The sequence below is a fragment of the Cohaesibacter gelatinilyticus genome, from assembly GCF_900215605.1.
GTDB classification, from domain to species: domain Bacteria; phylum Pseudomonadota; class Alphaproteobacteria; order Rhizobiales; family Cohaesibacteraceae; genus Cohaesibacter; species Cohaesibacter gelatinilyticus.
The window spans coordinates 391586-406119 of the sequence record NZ_OBEL01000001.1; the positions used below are offsets into that span (position 1 = coordinate 391586).

The following is a 14534-nucleotide window of genomic DNA, read 5'->3' on the forward strand; positions in this document are numbered from 1 at the left end:
TTGCATAATCATGATCAATCGACCGGCACCAAATGGGACTGCCAGCAATCATGATCACGATATTGAAGGGCGTGTGGCTGATGCCGTACTTGGCCACTGGGCCGATCACTATTTGCCTGCATGGTTTCGCCCTTATGCGCGCCTCTCGCGTCTGGAGCGCCCGATTGGCTGGTGGCTCTTGCTCTGGCCCTGCTTCTGGTCTCTGGCCATGGCGCTCGCTGCTTCCAATCGCTATTTTGGCGGTGAGATGCCAATCGGCCTCACAACTGCACTTTATTATGCCTTCCTGTTCTGGATCGGTGCGGTAGCAATGCGTGGCGCGGGCTGCACCTATAATGATATCGTTGATTTCAAGATTGACGCCAGTGTCGAGCGTACCCGATCCCGCCCATTGCCAAGCGGTCAGGTGAGCCGCAAACAGGCCTGGCTCTGGCTCGGATTGCAGCTCTTTGTCGGGCTTTTAGTCCTGTTGCAGTTCAATAGCTATGCACAAATTCTCGGGTTGTCATCTCTATTGGTGGTTGCCGCTTACCCATTCATGAAGCGCATCACCCATTGGCCACAATTCGTGCTGGGTCTTGCTTTTTCCTGGGGTGGATTGATGGGGTGGGCAGTTGTCTATGGCTCCCTCGATTTTGCACCCATCGTACTTTACTTTGCCTGTATTGTCTGGACAATCGGATATGACACCATCTACGCCCATCAGGATAAGGAAGATGATATCCTGATCGGTGTCAAATCCACCGCTCTGTTGTTTGGAGACAATACAAAGCTTTGGTTGGCTGGCTTTTACAGCGTGATGATCGCGTTGATGGTTGTTGCTTTTGTCTCCGTTGATCTTGGTCCATTCATCTGGATTGGCCTCGGCCTTGCCAGCATACATCTCGCTCGACAGATCATCATTCTTGATATCGATGATGCAGATCAGTGTCTGGCTCTGTTCAAGTCAAATACCAATATCGGCTATCTGATCGTTGCCGGTCTTCTGATCGAAGTTTGGATTTAGCATGATGATCAAACTTGAGCTGACCCCGTTGCAGGGCGAGTATGCCATTTGCTGGCTCCCTGCTGGTGCATCAGTGCCAGCTTGGGCAAATGATGGCGCAGGTTTCGTCAATATCAGCTATTGTCAAGATGAGCTGTCTATTGTCTGTCAGGCCGATAAGGTTCCAGATGATATCAAAAAAGAAGATGGCTGGGCTGCAATCAAGCTGAACAATTTGCTTGGATTGGATGAGCCTGGGGCTGTTCTCTCAGCAGTCAAACCGATCTCAACCGCTGGCCTCGGTGTTTTCGTTATCTCGACTTATTATCGCGACTATCTTCTCGTTAGAGCCGATCAATTCGAGAAAGTAAGCAAGCTTATGATTGAGGCTGGGCATCAGTTCAAGGATGCTGATTAGCTGGCTTTATATCCATTGGCTCTGAAAATCCGGATATCCTGCATAGCGTGTTTATTTTCAGATAAGCGCTTGGTGATTTCTCTACCCGAGATGTTCATTTCTTGCCGAATTTTTGTGAGAAGCGGGTAAATCTCATCAATAATTTTGAGATTATTTGGTTCCAAAGATAACTTTCCAATCAAACGAATCGCGATTGCAATCTTCTCGTATGGTAGCTCAATATCTGTTCGATCATTGCTGTTGTGCTTAGTGAAATTGCAGCTCCAATAGTCTTCAATAGCATCGTGTGCAGACATTAGGTGCCTAAAGGAAAGGAATGCTAATTCAATGATCTTTGTTTGGGGTTGCTCGAACTCCTCAATACCGTCAGAATCAGGGTTCTTAGCGCGAACATACTGGATCGCTTCTAGATAGGCGATAAGATTTGTGGTGCCAGATTCTTCCGAAAAATCGCCAAATATATTACGTAGTTGAATTAGGGATTGATTTTCTCGATTTAGGCTCTGAATTAAGGTGTCGACTTGTTGATGTCGCAAGCTCACTAATATTGGGCGTAACGTTGTCCAGCCAACAAGCGCTGCCACAAATGCAGCTACCCAACCGCTCGTTGCACCTATCCATTCACGCCAAAAATTTTCATTTTGAACAATAGTTTTGGTCTCAACAGAAAGTATACCTGAACCAACGAGCAGAATAGCTAGCGCTACCGCACCGGCGATTCCTCCAATGAAGCCATAGATAATAGCAGCGGTAAGTTTGCTCTCGTCATGCATACATCCGAAATTACAGAAGCTTTAAGTGCGTTGCAATTGTAGTTTAATCAATTAATGCGTGTTTCCATTGCATTCAGCTGATTAATTATCCTTCACCGCCCCAAGCAGATATTCTTTATTGCCGTCTCCGCCCAGAATAGGAGAGGGGATAAGATCCAGGCATCGCCAGCCTGAACATGGGCCATTGCCTTTGTCCAACCAGTTACGGATGTCACGGGCTGTTTGCTCGGCGAGGGCTTCATCGCGCACCAAGCCGCCTTTACCAATGCCGTCTTTGCCGACTTCAAATTGTGGTTTGACCAGAAGGGCTGCAAAAGCACCTTCTTCGGCCATGGCAAGGGCAGGTGGCAAGGCCAGTTTTAGCGAGATGAAGCTGACATCAGATACCAATCCCTGAAATGGAACGGGGATATGGGTCGCATCGAGATGACGGGCATTCACTCCTTCCAGAACATGTAGCAATGGATTGGCGCGAAGGCTCTCATGCATTTGATCGTGCCCCACATCTACGCCATAAACCTGCGACGCGCCCCTTTCCAGCAGGACCTGACAAAAGCCACCGGTGGAGGCGCCAATATCGACGCAGATCTTGTCCAGCGGATCAAAGCCAAACCTGTCCAAAGCAGATATCAGTTTCAGCGCCGCACGAGAAACGTAGCCGGAAGCTGGATCATCAAGGCTGAGTTGCATGTCACTCGATACCATCTGGGCTGGCTTCTTTGCCACTACGCCATCCAGCATCACTGCTCCGCGCTTGATGGCATCACGCGCCCGTGCTCGGCTGGGCGCTAGCCCACGTTCAACAAGCGCTTGATCAAGGCGAAGTTTGCTCATCAAAGATCCATCTGATTGGAAAGAGAAGAAAGCCTAGAAACAGCCAGCAATGGCGCCGCTGATCCGGTCAAAGAACACAGCCGTGCCAGTATTTGCCCAAAGAGTAAGGCCAACGATGGCAATGCCTGCCATGGCCGCACTTGACCATATGATGATGGAGCGTGCGTCCGGCTCTTGAGGCTTATCGGCAGCTTGATGTTGTGGATCATTTGTCATGGAACCAATTTAAAAGGCCGCATGCCAAAGGGCAAGACAAAAGGCGCTACCGAAATCGATCGCGCCTTTGAGGAGTATCGAAACTCTGGTTTGTGACCGAATTATGAGCCAGCTGCGATCAGTTTTTTGAGTTTGCCAAGAGCACTTTCATGATCTTCGCCGTAGGAAATAGTGCCCATGAACTGATTGCCCGGCTTCATCAGATAGACGCTGGCAGTGTGATCCATCACATACGAATCTGCATCATCATCTTCTACCTTTTTGGCATAAACCCGGTATGCTTTGGCAACCGCTTCAACTTGTTCTTTACTGCCAGTCAACCCAACAAGTTGATCAAAGAAAACGGTCACATATTCCTTGATGGATTCCTGATCATCACGTTCTGGATCGATGGTGATGAAGAGATAATTGATTTTATTTGCATCTGCGCCAAGTGCCTCAACCCAACCTGTCATATCAGCAAGCGTTGTCGGGCAAACATCGGGGCAGAAAGTATAGCCAAAATAAATGGCCATGGGCTTCTCGGAATAATCCTTGTCGGTAACTGTCTGTCCCAGATGATTGGTTAGGGTGAAGGGGCCGCCGATCTGAACTTTGTTCTGACCATCTTTGGTCATCTGAACATTCATCTCGTCCTTATACCATTCAATCATCATGGCCGAGATGCCAACCACGGCAACCAGAGCGATAAGCCAGAGTGTAACCTGTCGAATTCTTTTCATCTTTGTCTCTTTTCAGCGCGAAGAGGAGGAAAACCGCTTGATGAGAAATCGCGTTAGATACGGTTCCATCACTCTTCCTTGGCAAGGTTCGTACCTTTGCCTACGGCAGTGACCGTTTGGGTCAATGTCAGATCTGTCTTTTGAATATTTGTTTCCAAATACAGATCGTGCATGGGGAAGTAAAAGATGGCTAGATAGATGGAGGTCCTCGCGCCCTTGGGCGCTCCAGACTATGAGGGATCAGTGCGTGAACAGCCTGCGGCTTCAGTGGCTCAAACCGAAGGGCAGGCAATTGGATTTGCGGTACCTCTGCAACAAGACCAAGTGCACCATTCATGGCGGCAAGGCAAGAAGTGATGCAGTGTTCGCGATCGATCAGATTCCGATCATCTGGCTTTTGGTCAGCTAGCGGAATGGAAAGAATGCCGTTCGGGCCGCAGATAAGCGACATGCCCGACAATTGTGCTGCGGCATGACTGGACGACAAGAAACCCAGCACCATGGCATTGACCATGATGCTTATCATCAATACCCGGGAGATACGGATCTGCAGATTTTGTTTCTGTAGTTCCCATCTTGCCCGAGCCAACCGGACGCGCGGTTTATGGATGGTTGGACCTGTCATGGGGCGATAAAAGCCCAAAATTGCGCTGGATGCAATCTTTGAAACGATAAAGGCAGATAGGAAAGAGCGGATTTATACGGATAACTGAGAGACAAAGAGCCAAAGTAAAACCGGGGCCAATGGCCCCGGTTTAAAATTGCGATCAATGATCAATCATATAGCTTGGTTTTCTGAGCACGTTTGGAGAATTCTGTCTCTCCGCCCTCGGACAGAATACGAGCCTGGCCAATCCAATCCTCGCGATCTATCCGTCCTTTGAAGGAGAGGAAGGTGGTGATCCAATTGATTTCCTTGCGGCTGAGATTGGCAATCTGATCGAAATGATAGATGCCCAAGCCATTCAGCTTGCCCTCAATCACCTTGCCAACGCCCTTGATTTGTTTCAGATCATCCGCCGAACCATTGCGCGGTGCATCCAGAAGACTGGATGGACGATTGCCGACAAGGTTGGCTTTGTCTTCCGCCGAAGCATCCTTTGGCAAAGCAGCGAGGGCTGTCGCCATTTTCTCTTCCTCGGCTGCCAGATCTTCTTCCGACAAGGTTTCGGCTGGAGCACTTTCTTCTTCGACACGATCGGCCACTGCCACAACTTCCTCAGAAGTCTGGATCTCGACTGGTGTACTTTCAGAGATAGCAGGCTCTGCCTCTGCTGTCGCTCCATCTGTTTCGACTGCGGGAGCTATATCTTCCGCTGCCAGCTGTGCTTCAGTTTCTTGCGCCAACTGGAATGCTTTTGCGGCCATGGCATCCTGATCTTGCACCACATCAGCAGATTTGGCGCCACCAAACCAGCGACGAAGCAGACAGCCAATCGGCATGCCAATCAAAACGGAAAGGGCGATAAGCAGAATTTCCTGCCAAACCAATGCAAACATTGTCTTGCTCCCTCCTATTTGGATGTATCAGTGGTTTTGCCTTCGCAGGCAAACCAACCGATCACAATGCCAAGAATGAGCCCCAACAGGAGCAGCGGATATAGATTAGCGATTAGATATCCCATCAAAATCTCCTGTCTTCGATCATTGGGCCAGAATTACAAAGTCGATACGGCGGTTTTTGGCTTTGCCTTCGTCCGTACCATTGTCTGCAACGGGTTTGCTTTCGCCAAAACCTTTGGCGGAAAGGCGAGAGGCATCCAAACCGGCCTTTTCCAGATAACCCTGAACCGCTTGCGCGCGTTTCTCAGATAAGGCCTGATTAAAGGCATCATCGCCATCGCTATCAGTATGGCCTTCGATCTGAATAGCGGCCTCCTGACAACGATGAGCGGTATAGATGAGGCTATCCAGCAGACCAAAACTATCGGAAGAAATGCTGGCCTTGCCACTATCAAAATAGATGGAGTTCTGAGACAGAGCACCTTTCAGTTGTGCCTGACATTCCTCGGATCCCAAGGCTTCTCCTGGGGTGATCACCGCCAGGTTGGCGTCGGTGGCCACGCCTTCTGGCAGAGCAGAAGACAGAAATTTGGAGACTTGCGCCATCGCGCCTTCATAGAAGGCACCACCATTGAGTTTCAGACCACCATCCAGCAGTTCCGCTTTGCCTTCACCGAGGCGAGAGACAGCTTGTAACGCGGCATTCGCTGCCTTGGAGAAGCTTTTAACAGACAGGCCAGAAATGTCTGCGCCTTCCTTGATTTGCAAGTTTTCCTTCACATTGCCAAAGCCAAATTTACGGCGGGCAAGGGAGAGCAAATCTTCTTTCAGCTTTGCACTTGGGACAGAACCTTTCAAATCCACGCCATTTTCCGAGCGGGTGATGATCAAGCCATCAATGGCATTATTTGTCTGATCTGAAGTAATAGATATTGGCGCCTTGGGTTTGTTGATCTGCAAATCCAGCTCGATTGCGCCAATATCGTTGGAAGCGATCAGTCCCTGTAATTTGTCATAAAGGGCAACATGCTCTTCATTGCCGTCTTCCAGAGCCGCTGCAATGGTCAGCTTGTTATCTTCCAGCATCGCTTTGCCTGCAGGCAAAGCACTGAGGAGGGCAGCAGAAAGACCAATGGCTTCATCCAGATTTTCCGGCTCACCTCTTGCGGCTTTCACGCTGCTGGAAACTTCGCTCAAACTTGTTGCATCCTGAAGGAATTGATCAGTCTTTTTGCTCAGTTCATAGGGAAGATAGCCGTTCATGGTCAGAGCATCGCCTTTGCGCTCCAAATTCCATGTAAACGGCTTTTGTTCGACCAGCAGGGTCGTTTGATCATCAACGACCCGAACACCCCATTCATTGTCGATAAGTTCAATGGCTGTATCAGCAGCCCCTTCCCGTGGGCTGACACCTCGCAAGACGCCATCGCGACCTTTGAATTCGATGGCTGCCCAATCCATCCCTGCTGTGTCCAACAACTGTTTGGAGCGGGTGGTTAAATCACGCTCAATCTTGCCGGTTTCACTATAGAGGCTCACACCACTTACGGCCCCGATAGCAACCAGACCGGGGATCACCCAGCGTTTCATGGCTGACATGAAAGAGTTCCTTCTCACTTTCCATCAGGTTCGCAGCGACAACAGAACTCAAAGTGCGCGCGAACCAATGTCTGTTTGCGTCCTCAAAACGATCTTAGAGCATATTCCCGAAAAGTGTACGCGGTTTTCGGACAAGAATATGCTTAAGACAAAATGCCCAAGTCTGCTCTTTTAACAAATCCATCTCGAACTGAAGATGAACGAAAAACAATTTGTAGATGTTCAGATGGGATATTTTCCGCCATGATGGTGTCTGTTTCCATTACTCTTGTCGTAACCCGCTTTATTCATTGCCAAAACAGGTTCTCATGTCCCTTAATCAGAATAGCCTCAGCTTGAAACAGGCCCGTCGGATTGCCTTGTCTGCTCAGGGCTTTTTGCCTCAGACGGGGGGTATCAAGCGTCACTCTCTGCGGCGCCACTCAGACAAGCATTTCGATCAGCTTATGGAACGAATCGCCCCCTTGCAGCTGGATTCGGTCAATGTGTTGGATAGAGCTCATTATCTCACGCTTTTTGCACGCCTTGGGGCGTATGACAAACAAAAGGTTGATAAGGTTTTCCATACTCCGAAACATAATCCCAGACGCTATTTCGAATATTGGGGGCATGAAGCATCCTTGATGCCAGTGGAGCTCTATCCCGCCTTTCAATGGCGAATGGAACGCGCTCGCAGAGGAGAGGGTGTATGGCGCAGCCTCAGTCGGTTTGCCCGAGAAAAACATGAGATGATTGAGACGGTCTTTTCCCTTATTGCGAAAGAGGGACCTCTTTCCTCGTCACAGGTGCGGCAGATATTGGAGCCGGACAAACCTAAAAAGGCGGGAGATTGGTGGGGATGGAGCGGTACCAAGCTGGCGGTTGAATATCTGTTCTGGTGCGGTCGAGTTGCATCTGCCGGACGTGAAAAATTCCAACGCTACTATGATGTCCCGGAGCGTGTCATTCCTACTGATATTCTCAACACACCTGCTCTGAATGAGCAGGAGGCCTGCGTTCGCTTGATGGAATTATCAGCCAAAGCCCATGGCGTGGGAACAGAAAAAGACTTCCGCGACTATTTTCGCTTGGATGCAAAGCAGTCGAAATTGGCGATGGAGGTTTTATTGGAAGAGGGCACCATAGAGCCTGTCGACGTCCAGGGATGGAAAGATCCGGCTTTTCTTTACAAAGAAGCAGTGCTGCCAAGCCGCGCCAATTGCCAAACATTATTGGCACCTTTTGACTCGCTCATCTGGTTCCGTGAACGAACCGAGCGTCTTTGGGGGTGTCACTACAGGATTGAGATCTATGTACCACAGCCCAAACGGGTCTACGGCTATTATGTGCTGCCCTATCTACAGGGTGATCAGATAACCGCGAGGCTCGATCTAAAGGCCAATCGGCAGGCAGGACGACTACAAATTCAGGCCAGTCATCTGGAGCCCGGAGCGAAGCGGGATAAGGTGCTTGCAGATCTGATACCGGAACTGCGTAAAATGGCTGAATGGCAGGGGTTACAAGATGTTGAAATCAATGGCCAAGGCTTCATTTCGTCGGATCATCTGGACCATGATTGGAGCTAAGAGTCACAATAGGAAGGCTGAAAGATCAGCCTTCCTATTGTATCCCACCACTTGAATTCTGGAAGTAGATGCCGGATCCGTCCCCTGATATCCGGCATCGGGCGTGAAACCCTAATTCACGAACAGATAATCATCTCCATCGGCACCGACATGGCAGGCGATACAGCCTGTGTCCGAGCCCTTGGCAATTTTGCCAGCCAAGGCCATGCCTTTGGGATTCTTGTCCAAGGTGCCATCTGGTAGATATTTCACCCAGAACCAATCCTGATTGTCGCTGTCAAACCCTGCCTCGCGGCGGAACATAACGGTAATGGCTTTCAGATGCTTGGCACGATCAGCTTTGACTGCGCCCACTTCTACGCCTTCCGGGCCATAATTCCGTTTTACGACGACATCTCCAGTATGCCCATTTACAGTTGCTTTGGAAATGAGGGTCTCCAACACAAATCCGTGAGGTTCAATGCCTTCATAGGGAACAGTGTTGATTGCGCCCTTGCCAATCAAGCGATCAGTTTCCAATACTTTCCAAAGGGCGCTGGCATAATCTTTGTCTTCATCATTGCCAAAAGGGGCCATCTGGCCAGAGGCAGTTCCAATAAAAAGAGCAAGCCCGATAGTGGCCAGGCCTGTGAATGTCAGTTTTTTCATGGTCCTCTCCTTGTGTTTGGCTCCGGTGATATTCGTTCCTTCTCTTGAATTTGGTCTTGCTTGGCTAAGTCAGATTGGTCGCAACCAAAGAATAAAAGATGCGCTATTCACGTCATACTCACATAGCGGTGAGAGTGATCACGTATGCGTGTGGTGAATATAGAGCTTGACATGATACCAAAGGGTATTATATGTAATGATACCAAATGGTATTATTAAAACTGAGCGATGCCGATATGCCTATAAACCAAGCCAGCCAGACCCCTACCCAAAATGTATTTCGCGCGCTGGCAGATCCAACGCGACGGGAAATCCTGATGCATTTGAGCCAGCAGGATATGACCATTGGTCAGGTGGTGGAGAAATTCGATGTCACACGTGGTGCCATCAAAAAACACCTGACCATACTGGAAGAAGGAGCCCTGATAATGGTCGAGGTCAAAGGGCGCGAACGTATCAATCGATTGCAGCCGCAGGGTATCAGAGCAGTTTCAGATTGGGTGAGCTATTTCAGCCAGTTCTGGGATGATCGCCTCAGCAGACTGCAAACTGCCGTGCAAGAGCATGAAAAGAAGAAGATGAAGTCGGACTGAAAATCAAACATTTATCCAATGGATCGGGAGGAGACCTGTCTCATGAGCATCCACACAATAACCAAAACCCTTTTCTTTGAAGCAAGCCCGCAAACGGTCTGGGCTTTTCTGACTGAAAAAGACAAGATCAGCCAATGGTTCATGCCAGCAGATGTCGATATGACGGTGGGGCAAGATTATCATCTGACCTCAAAAAATGATGACGGCACCGAAGAATGTGGCTGTTGGGGGAAAGTATTGAGCGCGGATCCTTATACCAGATTGGTGCAGACCTTCGCTGTGAAGCCCTTCAGGGAAGGGGCCTTTTCGACCCTTGTCTGGACCTTGGAAGAGCTGGATGGTGGAACCAAACTGACTTTGCAGCATGAAGGCGTGGTGGAAGCCATGGAAGGCGCATCCTTGCCTATCTTCATGTCTTTGGACAAAGGCTGGGATGGCTTTTTCGTCAATATACGCGGTATTCTCAATGCAAGTGCAGAGGAAGAACAAAAACGCGACGTTGCATAATCTTTGCTCAAGATCACAAGGCGAAGAACCCGAGAAGCTGGTTGTTTCTCGGGTTTATCGTTTTAACCAAATTCAGGTCCGCGAGGGCGATAGGCATTTGTGTCTTGCCAATCTTCCATCAAGGCGCGAAGGCCGGGATCTGAACCTTCTGGCAGAATAATCTTGGCTGTGACATAGAGATCCCCACGATTGCCATTCCGGTCGGGAAGTCCTTTGCCTTTCAGCCGCATGCTCTTGCCAGAACTCATGCCAGCCGGAACCTTGATTTCCACCTTGCCTTCCAAGGTTGGAATGCGGATCTTGGTGCCTAGAACAGCCTCATAAAGTGCCAGAGGCAGCTCCAGACGCAAATTCTGCTCTTCTACCTTGAAGATCTTGTGCGGCAGGATCTCGATTGTAACCAGTGCATCACCTGCAGGGCCCATACGGCTTTCAAAGCCCTGACCTTTCATACGAATGGTCTGACCGGATTTGACGCCATTGGGAATTTTCATGTTCAGGCTTTTGCCTGTTGGCAAATGCACCCGGCGTTTCTCGTCGTTGACGAGGTCTTCCAAGGTGATATTCAGTTTGGCCTCGGCATCCTGACCTTTGGTCTGGCGTGCTTGACGTGGACCGGCCCCGCCGCCCATTCCACCAAAAGGACCGCCACCGCCCATACCGGAGGAGCGACCACCACCCATATTGCCGAAAATCTCATTCAGGATATCTTCTGCAGCGCCTCCGGCAAAGCCACCTCCTGCACCGGCAGACCCGAACGGGTTCCCGCCACCGCCGAAAGGATTTCCGCCTGCACCGCCAAAGCCTGCAAATTTGTCCTTTCCTTCTTCATCAATCTCGCCTCGGTCATATCTGGCGCGCTTGTCCTTGTCGCCTATGATCTCATAAGCCTGATTGATTTGAGCAAATTTCTCTTGTGCGGCAGGGTCACCCTGATTCTGATCAGGGTGATATTTCATCGCCAGTTTGCGAAACGCACTTTTGATTTCGCGTTCATCGGCCCCTGTCGAGACACCAAGAACACTGTATGGATCTCTCATAATCTTGTCCTCACCCCTGTTTTCCGGTCTGAAAGCCCCGAAAAACAGTGTCAAATTGATCTGGTCAGCCACAAATACTGTTCTTTTGAAAAGCAACAGGCGATGCTGACGCAATGCTGTTATCTCTGATATAGAGAGAGTTGAAACAAATTTCCATAGCGGAGAGATGAGATATGAATATCGATCTATTGCGTCGGTTGTGCGAGATGCCGGGTGTGCCGGGGCGAGAGCATCGTGTGCGTGCCTTGATTGAAAGCGAAATCGAAGGCCTGTTTGACGAGACTTATACTGATCCTATGGGCTCGCTCATTTGCACGCGCTATCCGACCAAACCGCGCGAAGATGGGGATGCACCTCGCGTGCTTCTGCTCTGTCATATGGATGAAATCGGATTCCTCGCCAGTCACATCACCAAAGATGGCTATATCCATATTGATCCGGTTGGTGGCTTTGATCCGCGCAATCTCTTCTCTCGCCGTGTATTGGTTTGCACCAAGGAAGGCGACTACAAGGGTGTAATGAACCCGGCTGGCAAGCCAATTCACACTCAAAGCCCTGAAGAACGTAAGAAGATTCCTGAGCCTACTGATTTCTTCATTGATATCGGCCTTGGTGAGGAAACCAAGGACAAGGTGAAGATCGGTGACTATATTGTCATGGATGAACCTTTGCTGGATATGGGTAACAAGATTGTCTCCAAGGCACTGGACAACCGTATTGCTTGTTGGCTCGGCATTGAGGCTTTGCGTCAGCTGGTGCAATCTGGTGATGAACATGAGTGTGAAATTATCGTTGCTTTCACAGCTCAGGAAGAAGTTGGCCTGCGCGGTGCGCGTACAGCATCCTTCGGTGTTGCCCCCGATATCGCCTTTGGTATTGATGTGACACTTGCTTGCGATACGCCTGGCATTCCTGAAAAGGACGCTGTGACCCATCAGGGAAAAGGCTTTGGCCTTCATGTCAAGGACGGTTCTTACATTTCTGATATCGATCTGATTGAAGAGCTGGAAGCTCTGGCCGAAGAGCGGGATATTCCAGCGCAGCGTACAATCCTTGCTCGTGGTGGTCAGGATGGGGCAGCAGGTCAGCAGGCGGGGTCAGGCGCGCGTGCTGCTGGTATCGTCGTCGGCACCCGCTATATCCACACTGTGACCGAGATGATTGAAAAAAGCGATCTGGAAGCTGCCCGCGATATCATTGCCGCATATCTCGGCACACATTAAGAACTGCCTCAACGATCCTCACCTCTACAAAGCCCGCAAGATTTTGTGGGCTTTGCTCTGCCGCAAGCTGATCAGCCCAGATGTCTATGTCTTCCGCTCCGCTCTTCTCAAGCAGTGATCGAACCTCACCTTTGATCATAAAGCCGTAGACGTGGCGCGTTCGATTGTTTCATCTGAAAGAGATGAGCAAACGGGACCAAGATAGAGGAATATTGTAATGCATTTTCGCAATCCAGATACTGTTCATGCCCCACTTGCTTCATACACACATCAGATCGAGGTGCCACCAGACGCACGTTGGCTGGTTCTGTCGGGGCAGATTGGTCAGAAACCGGATGGTTCCGTCCCCACAGACCCGGCGGATCAGCTCCACGTTGCCCTTGAAAATGTTCGCTTGAACCTGCAAGCAGCCAATATGGACATTGGAGACCTTGTCAAACTGACCTTCTATCTGGTTGGCGAAATGGATTCCGGAAAACGACGCGATATCATTCATACTCACATGGATACGCATCGCCCCTGCATGACATTGCTCCATGTATCTGCGTTGGCTACGCCTGAATATCACGTAGAGATTGATGCTTTGGCGGCAGCGGTCAATTGTTGAATATCCCATCAAGGGGACGATCACTTTCAGGCAGCAGTGTGTAGTAGATCGCAGCCAACCTGCCACAACATCATTTTCTTCTGGCAAGTCTCCATTGAAATAAACTCGGATCTCTGAAGAAGGTTGGAGAAATTCGAGCACAATTTCGGACCCCAGGCATGAAAGAAAGACCCCGCATGCTCTTTTACCTCACTATCATCTTCGGTTGCCAATTGGCGGGGGAAGGACTGGTAACAGTCTTCAAGCTCCCCATACCAGGGCCTGTCGTTGGCATGGCGCTTCTTTTCTGCGGCTTGATGATCAAAGGCGGGGTTCCCAAAGAGCTTGCAACGGTTGCTGACACTTTGCTCGCAAACCTGTCCTTGCTTTTCATTCCTGCTGGCGTTGGGGTCATGTTGCATTTCCGCCTGATTGAGGCGGAACTTGTTCCCATTACGATATCAGTAATAGGAAGTACACTTCTGACCATTGCTGTGACGGCGCTGGTTATGAGTTGGTTGGGTAAGTCCAAGCCTACCAGCGAAAAGGGAGAGATCTGATGCAGGATCTGCAATCCATTTGGGTTTATCTTTCTGCCAGCCCGTTGCTTCACTTGTTTCTGACGTTGGTTGCCTATCAGATAGGGCTCTATCTCTATCAGAAGGGTGGCATGATGCCATTGCTCAATCCGGTTATGATCGCGGTCATCCTTCTGGTCACTATTCTTTTGGTCACGGATACCAGCTATGAGACCTATTTCAACGGAGCCCAATTTGTCCATTTCCTTCTTGGGCCTGCTACGGTGGCTCTGGCCATTCCACTCTACCGACAGTTCGATAAGGTGAAACGATCTGCCGTTGCCATATTGATGAGCCTCCTTTGCGGCTCTATCACTGCGGCTGTTTCGGCTGTGGCGCTTGCGATCTGGTTGGGTGGAACCGAACAAGCTTTTCTTTCATTGGCACCTAAATCCGTGACAGCCCCAGTAGCTATGGGCATCACCAAAGAGCTTGGTGGCCTGCCGTCTCTTACTGCAGTGTTGGTCATGGCGACAGGTATAATCGGGGCCATGCTCGGACCCTATTTACTGAATATGCTGGGCATCAAAAATTGGGCGGCACGAGGCTTTTCAATTGGCACAGCGAGCCACGGCATTGGCACAGCCCGTGCCATGCAAGTCAATGAGGAAGCGGGCGCCTTCTCCGGCCTCGCCATGGGGCTGAATGCACTGGCAACTTCAATCCTGCTACCATTGATCTGGTACTGGATTTTCTAAAACAACAAAGGCCAGCGACTTGCTGGCCTTCGATAATTACTTCAAC

General features: G+C 49.9%; 18 protein-coding genes. 9 read left to right on the top strand and 9 right to left on the bottom strand.

The window, feature by feature from the left end; genetic code table 11:
• The first annotated feature begins 10 nt into the window (after positions 1-10).
• Together ubiA and CRO57_RS01805 are read left to right on the top strand one after the other, a co-directional pair.
• Positions 11-1006, top strand: a complete 996-nt coding sequence (gene ubiA, locus CRO57_RS01800) for a 4-hydroxybenzoate octaprenyltransferase (protein WP_097151692.1) — start codon at positions 11-13, stop codon at positions 1004-1006.
• A 1-nt stretch (position 1007) separates the two neighbouring features.
• The gene (locus tag CRO57_RS01805) at positions 1008-1403 is read left to right on the top strand and encodes an ACT domain-containing protein (RefSeq protein WP_097151693.1); all 396 of its coding nucleotides are present in this window, start codon (positions 1008-1010) and stop codon (positions 1401-1403) included.
• Here CRO57_RS01805 and CRO57_RS01810 read toward each other — a convergent pair.
• The 7 genes from CRO57_RS01810 to CRO57_RS01840 all read right to left on the bottom strand — a co-directional run bounded on the left by CRO57_RS01810 (position 1400) and on the right by CRO57_RS01840 (position 7050).
• Positions 1400-2176, bottom strand: coding sequence for a hypothetical protein (locus tag CRO57_RS01810; protein WP_097151694.1), 777 nt, complete (start codon positions 2174-2176; stop codon positions 1400-1402). The two genes, CRO57_RS01805 and CRO57_RS01810, sit on opposite strands and share 4 nt — an antisense overlap.
• An 81-nt stretch (positions 2177-2257) precedes the next feature.
• Positions 2258-3010, bottom strand: coding sequence for a TlyA family RNA methyltransferase (locus tag CRO57_RS01815; RefSeq protein WP_097151695.1), 753 nt, complete (start codon positions 3008-3010; stop codon positions 2258-2260).
• 33 nt (positions 3011-3043) lie between these two features.
• On the bottom strand, positions 3044-3226 hold the full coding sequence (locus tag CRO57_RS01820; RefSeq protein ID WP_097151696.1) for a hypothetical protein: 183 nt from the start codon (positions 3224-3226) through the stop codon (positions 3044-3046).
• 101 nt (positions 3227-3327) lie between these two features.
• The gene (locus CRO57_RS01825) at positions 3328-3948 is read right to left on the bottom strand and encodes an SCO family protein (RefSeq protein WP_097151697.1); all 621 of its coding nucleotides are present in this window, start codon (positions 3946-3948) and stop codon (positions 3328-3330) included.
• Between the two features lie 190 nt (positions 3949-4138).
• Complete coding sequence (locus CRO57_RS01830; protein ID WP_141401159.1) at positions 4139-4573, bottom strand: DUF2946 family protein; 435 nt, start codon at positions 4571-4573, stop codon at positions 4139-4141.
• Between the two features lie 149 nt (positions 4574-4722).
• The gene (locus CRO57_RS01835) at positions 4723-5448 is read right to left on the bottom strand and encodes an NADH-quinone oxidoreductase subunit E (protein ID WP_097151699.1); all 726 of its coding nucleotides are present in this window, start codon (positions 5446-5448) and stop codon (positions 4723-4725) included.
• A 144-nt stretch (positions 5449-5592) separates the two neighbouring features.
• A complete protein-coding gene (locus CRO57_RS01840; RefSeq protein WP_097151700.1) occupies positions 5593-7050 on the bottom strand; it encodes an OmpA family protein in 1458 nt (485 codons plus the stop codon).
• 308 nt (positions 7051-7358) lie between these two features.
• Here CRO57_RS01840 and CRO57_RS01845 point away from each other — a divergent pair, with 308 nt between their 5' ends.
• Complete coding sequence (locus CRO57_RS01845; protein ID WP_170955910.1) at positions 7359-8615, top strand: winged helix-turn-helix domain-containing protein; 1257 nt, start codon at positions 7359-7361, stop codon at positions 8613-8615.
• A 111-nt stretch (positions 8616-8726) separates the two neighbouring features.
• On the opposite strand, the gene CRO57_RS01850 is transcribed toward CRO57_RS01845, so the two are convergent.
• Entirely contained in the window at positions 8727-9263 is a 537-nt protein-coding gene (locus CRO57_RS01850) for a cytochrome P460 family protein (RefSeq protein WP_097151702.1), read from the bottom strand.
• A 206-nt stretch (positions 9264-9469) separates the two neighbouring features.
• Between CRO57_RS01850 and CRO57_RS01855 the strand changes: the two genes are divergently transcribed.
• Positions 9470-9856: an ArsR/SmtB family transcription factor gene (locus CRO57_RS01855; protein WP_210200726.1), complete on the top strand. Its 387-nt coding sequence runs from the start codon at positions 9470-9472 to the stop codon at positions 9854-9856.
• Positions 9857-9898: 42 nt separating this feature from the next.
• Positions 9899-10363, top strand: a complete 465-nt coding sequence (locus tag CRO57_RS01860; RefSeq protein ID WP_170955911.1) for an SRPBCC family protein — start codon at positions 9899-9901, stop codon at positions 10361-10363.
• Between the two features lie 62 nt (positions 10364-10425).
• On the opposite strand, the gene CRO57_RS01865 is transcribed toward CRO57_RS01860, so the two are convergent.
• Positions 10426-11403 carry a DnaJ C-terminal domain-containing protein gene (locus tag CRO57_RS01865; RefSeq protein ID WP_097153142.1) on the bottom strand — a complete coding sequence of 326 codons (978 nt, stop codon included), beginning with the start codon at positions 11401-11403 and terminating at the stop codon, positions 10426-10428.
• A 173-nt stretch (positions 11404-11576) separates the two neighbouring features.
• On the opposite strand from CRO57_RS01865, the gene CRO57_RS01870 reads away from it, so the two are divergent.
• From CRO57_RS01870 to CRO57_RS01885, 4 genes are all read left to right on the top strand, one after another.
• A complete protein-coding gene (locus tag CRO57_RS01870) occupies positions 11577-12626 on the top strand; it encodes a M42 family metallopeptidase (protein ID WP_097151704.1) in 1050 nt (349 codons plus the stop codon).
• A gap of 217 nt (positions 12627-12843) precedes the next feature.
• Positions 12844-13233 (top strand): RidA family protein, encoded by a 390-nt coding sequence (locus CRO57_RS01875; RefSeq protein WP_097151705.1) that lies wholly within the window; start codon positions 12844-12846, stop codon positions 13231-13233.
• Between the two features lie 158 nt (positions 13234-13391).
• Complete coding sequence (locus CRO57_RS01880) at positions 13392-13772, top strand: CidA/LrgA family protein (protein WP_244579995.1); 381 nt, start codon at positions 13392-13394, stop codon at positions 13770-13772.
• Positions 13772-14488 carry an LrgB family protein gene (locus CRO57_RS01885; protein ID WP_097151706.1) on the top strand — a complete coding sequence of 239 codons (717 nt, stop codon included), beginning with the start codon at positions 13772-13774 and terminating at the stop codon, positions 14486-14488. Before CRO57_RS01880 ends, CRO57_RS01885 begins: the two co-directional genes overlap by 1 nt.
• Positions 14489-14534: the final 46 nt, after the last annotated feature.

Bases quoted from the DNA above. Each gene is read 5' to 3' on its own strand.
- ubiA (WP_097151692.1), top strand. From the start codon at position 11: ATGATCAATCGACCGGCACCAAATGGGACTGCCAGCAATCATGATCAC.
- CRO57_RS01805 (WP_097151693.1), top strand. From the start codon at position 1,008: ATGATGATCAAACTTGAGCTGACCCCGTTGCAGGGCGAGTATGCCATT.
- CRO57_RS01810 (WP_097151694.1), bottom strand. From the start codon at position 2,176: ATGCATGACGAGAGCAAACTTACCGCTGCTATTATCTATGGCTTCATT.
- CRO57_RS01815 (WP_097151695.1), bottom strand. From the start codon at position 3,010: ATGAGCAAACTTCGCCTTGATCAAGCGCTTGTTGAACGTGGGCTAGCG.
- CRO57_RS01820 (WP_097151696.1), bottom strand. From the start codon at position 3,226: ATGACAAATGATCCACAACATCAAGCTGCCGATAAGCCTCAAGAGCCG.
- CRO57_RS01825 (WP_097151697.1), bottom strand. From the start codon at position 3,948: ATGAAAAGAATTCGACAGGTTACACTCTGGCTTATCGCTCTGGTTGCC.
- CRO57_RS01830 (WP_141401159.1), bottom strand. From the start codon at position 4,573: ATGACAGGTCCAACCATCCATAAACCGCGCGTCCGGTTGGCTCGGGCA.
- CRO57_RS01835 (WP_097151699.1), bottom strand. From the start codon at position 5,448: ATGTTTGCATTGGTTTGGCAGGAAATTCTGCTTATCGCCCTTTCCGTT.
- CRO57_RS01840 (WP_097151700.1), bottom strand. From the start codon at position 7,050: ATGTCAGCCATGAAACGCTGGGTGATCCCCGGTCTGGTTGCTATCGGG.
- CRO57_RS01845 (WP_170955910.1), top strand. From the start codon at position 7,359: ATGTCCCTTAATCAGAATAGCCTCAGCTTGAAACAGGCCCGTCGGATT.
- CRO57_RS01850 (WP_097151702.1), bottom strand. From the start codon at position 9,263: ATGAAAAAACTGACATTCACAGGCCTGGCCACTATCGGGCTTGCTCTT.
- CRO57_RS01855 (WP_210200726.1), top strand. From the start codon at position 9,470: ATGGTATTATTAAAACTGAGCGATGCCGATATGCCTATAAACCAAGCC.
- CRO57_RS01860 (WP_170955911.1), top strand. From the start codon at position 9,899: ATGAGCATCCACACAATAACCAAAACCCTTTTCTTTGAAGCAAGCCCG.
- CRO57_RS01865 (WP_097153142.1), bottom strand. From the start codon at position 11,403: ATGAGAGATCCATACAGTGTTCTTGGTGTCTCGACAGGGGCCGATGAA.
- CRO57_RS01870 (WP_097151704.1), top strand. From the start codon at position 11,577: ATGAATATCGATCTATTGCGTCGGTTGTGCGAGATGCCGGGTGTGCCG.
- CRO57_RS01875 (WP_097151705.1), top strand. From the start codon at position 12,844: ATGCATTTTCGCAATCCAGATACTGTTCATGCCCCACTTGCTTCATAC.
- CRO57_RS01880 (WP_244579995.1), top strand. From the start codon at position 13,392: ATGAAAGAAAGACCCCGCATGCTCTTTTACCTCACTATCATCTTCGGT.
- CRO57_RS01885 (WP_097151706.1), top strand. From the start codon at position 13,772: ATGCAGGATCTGCAATCCATTTGGGTTTATCTTTCTGCCAGCCCGTTG.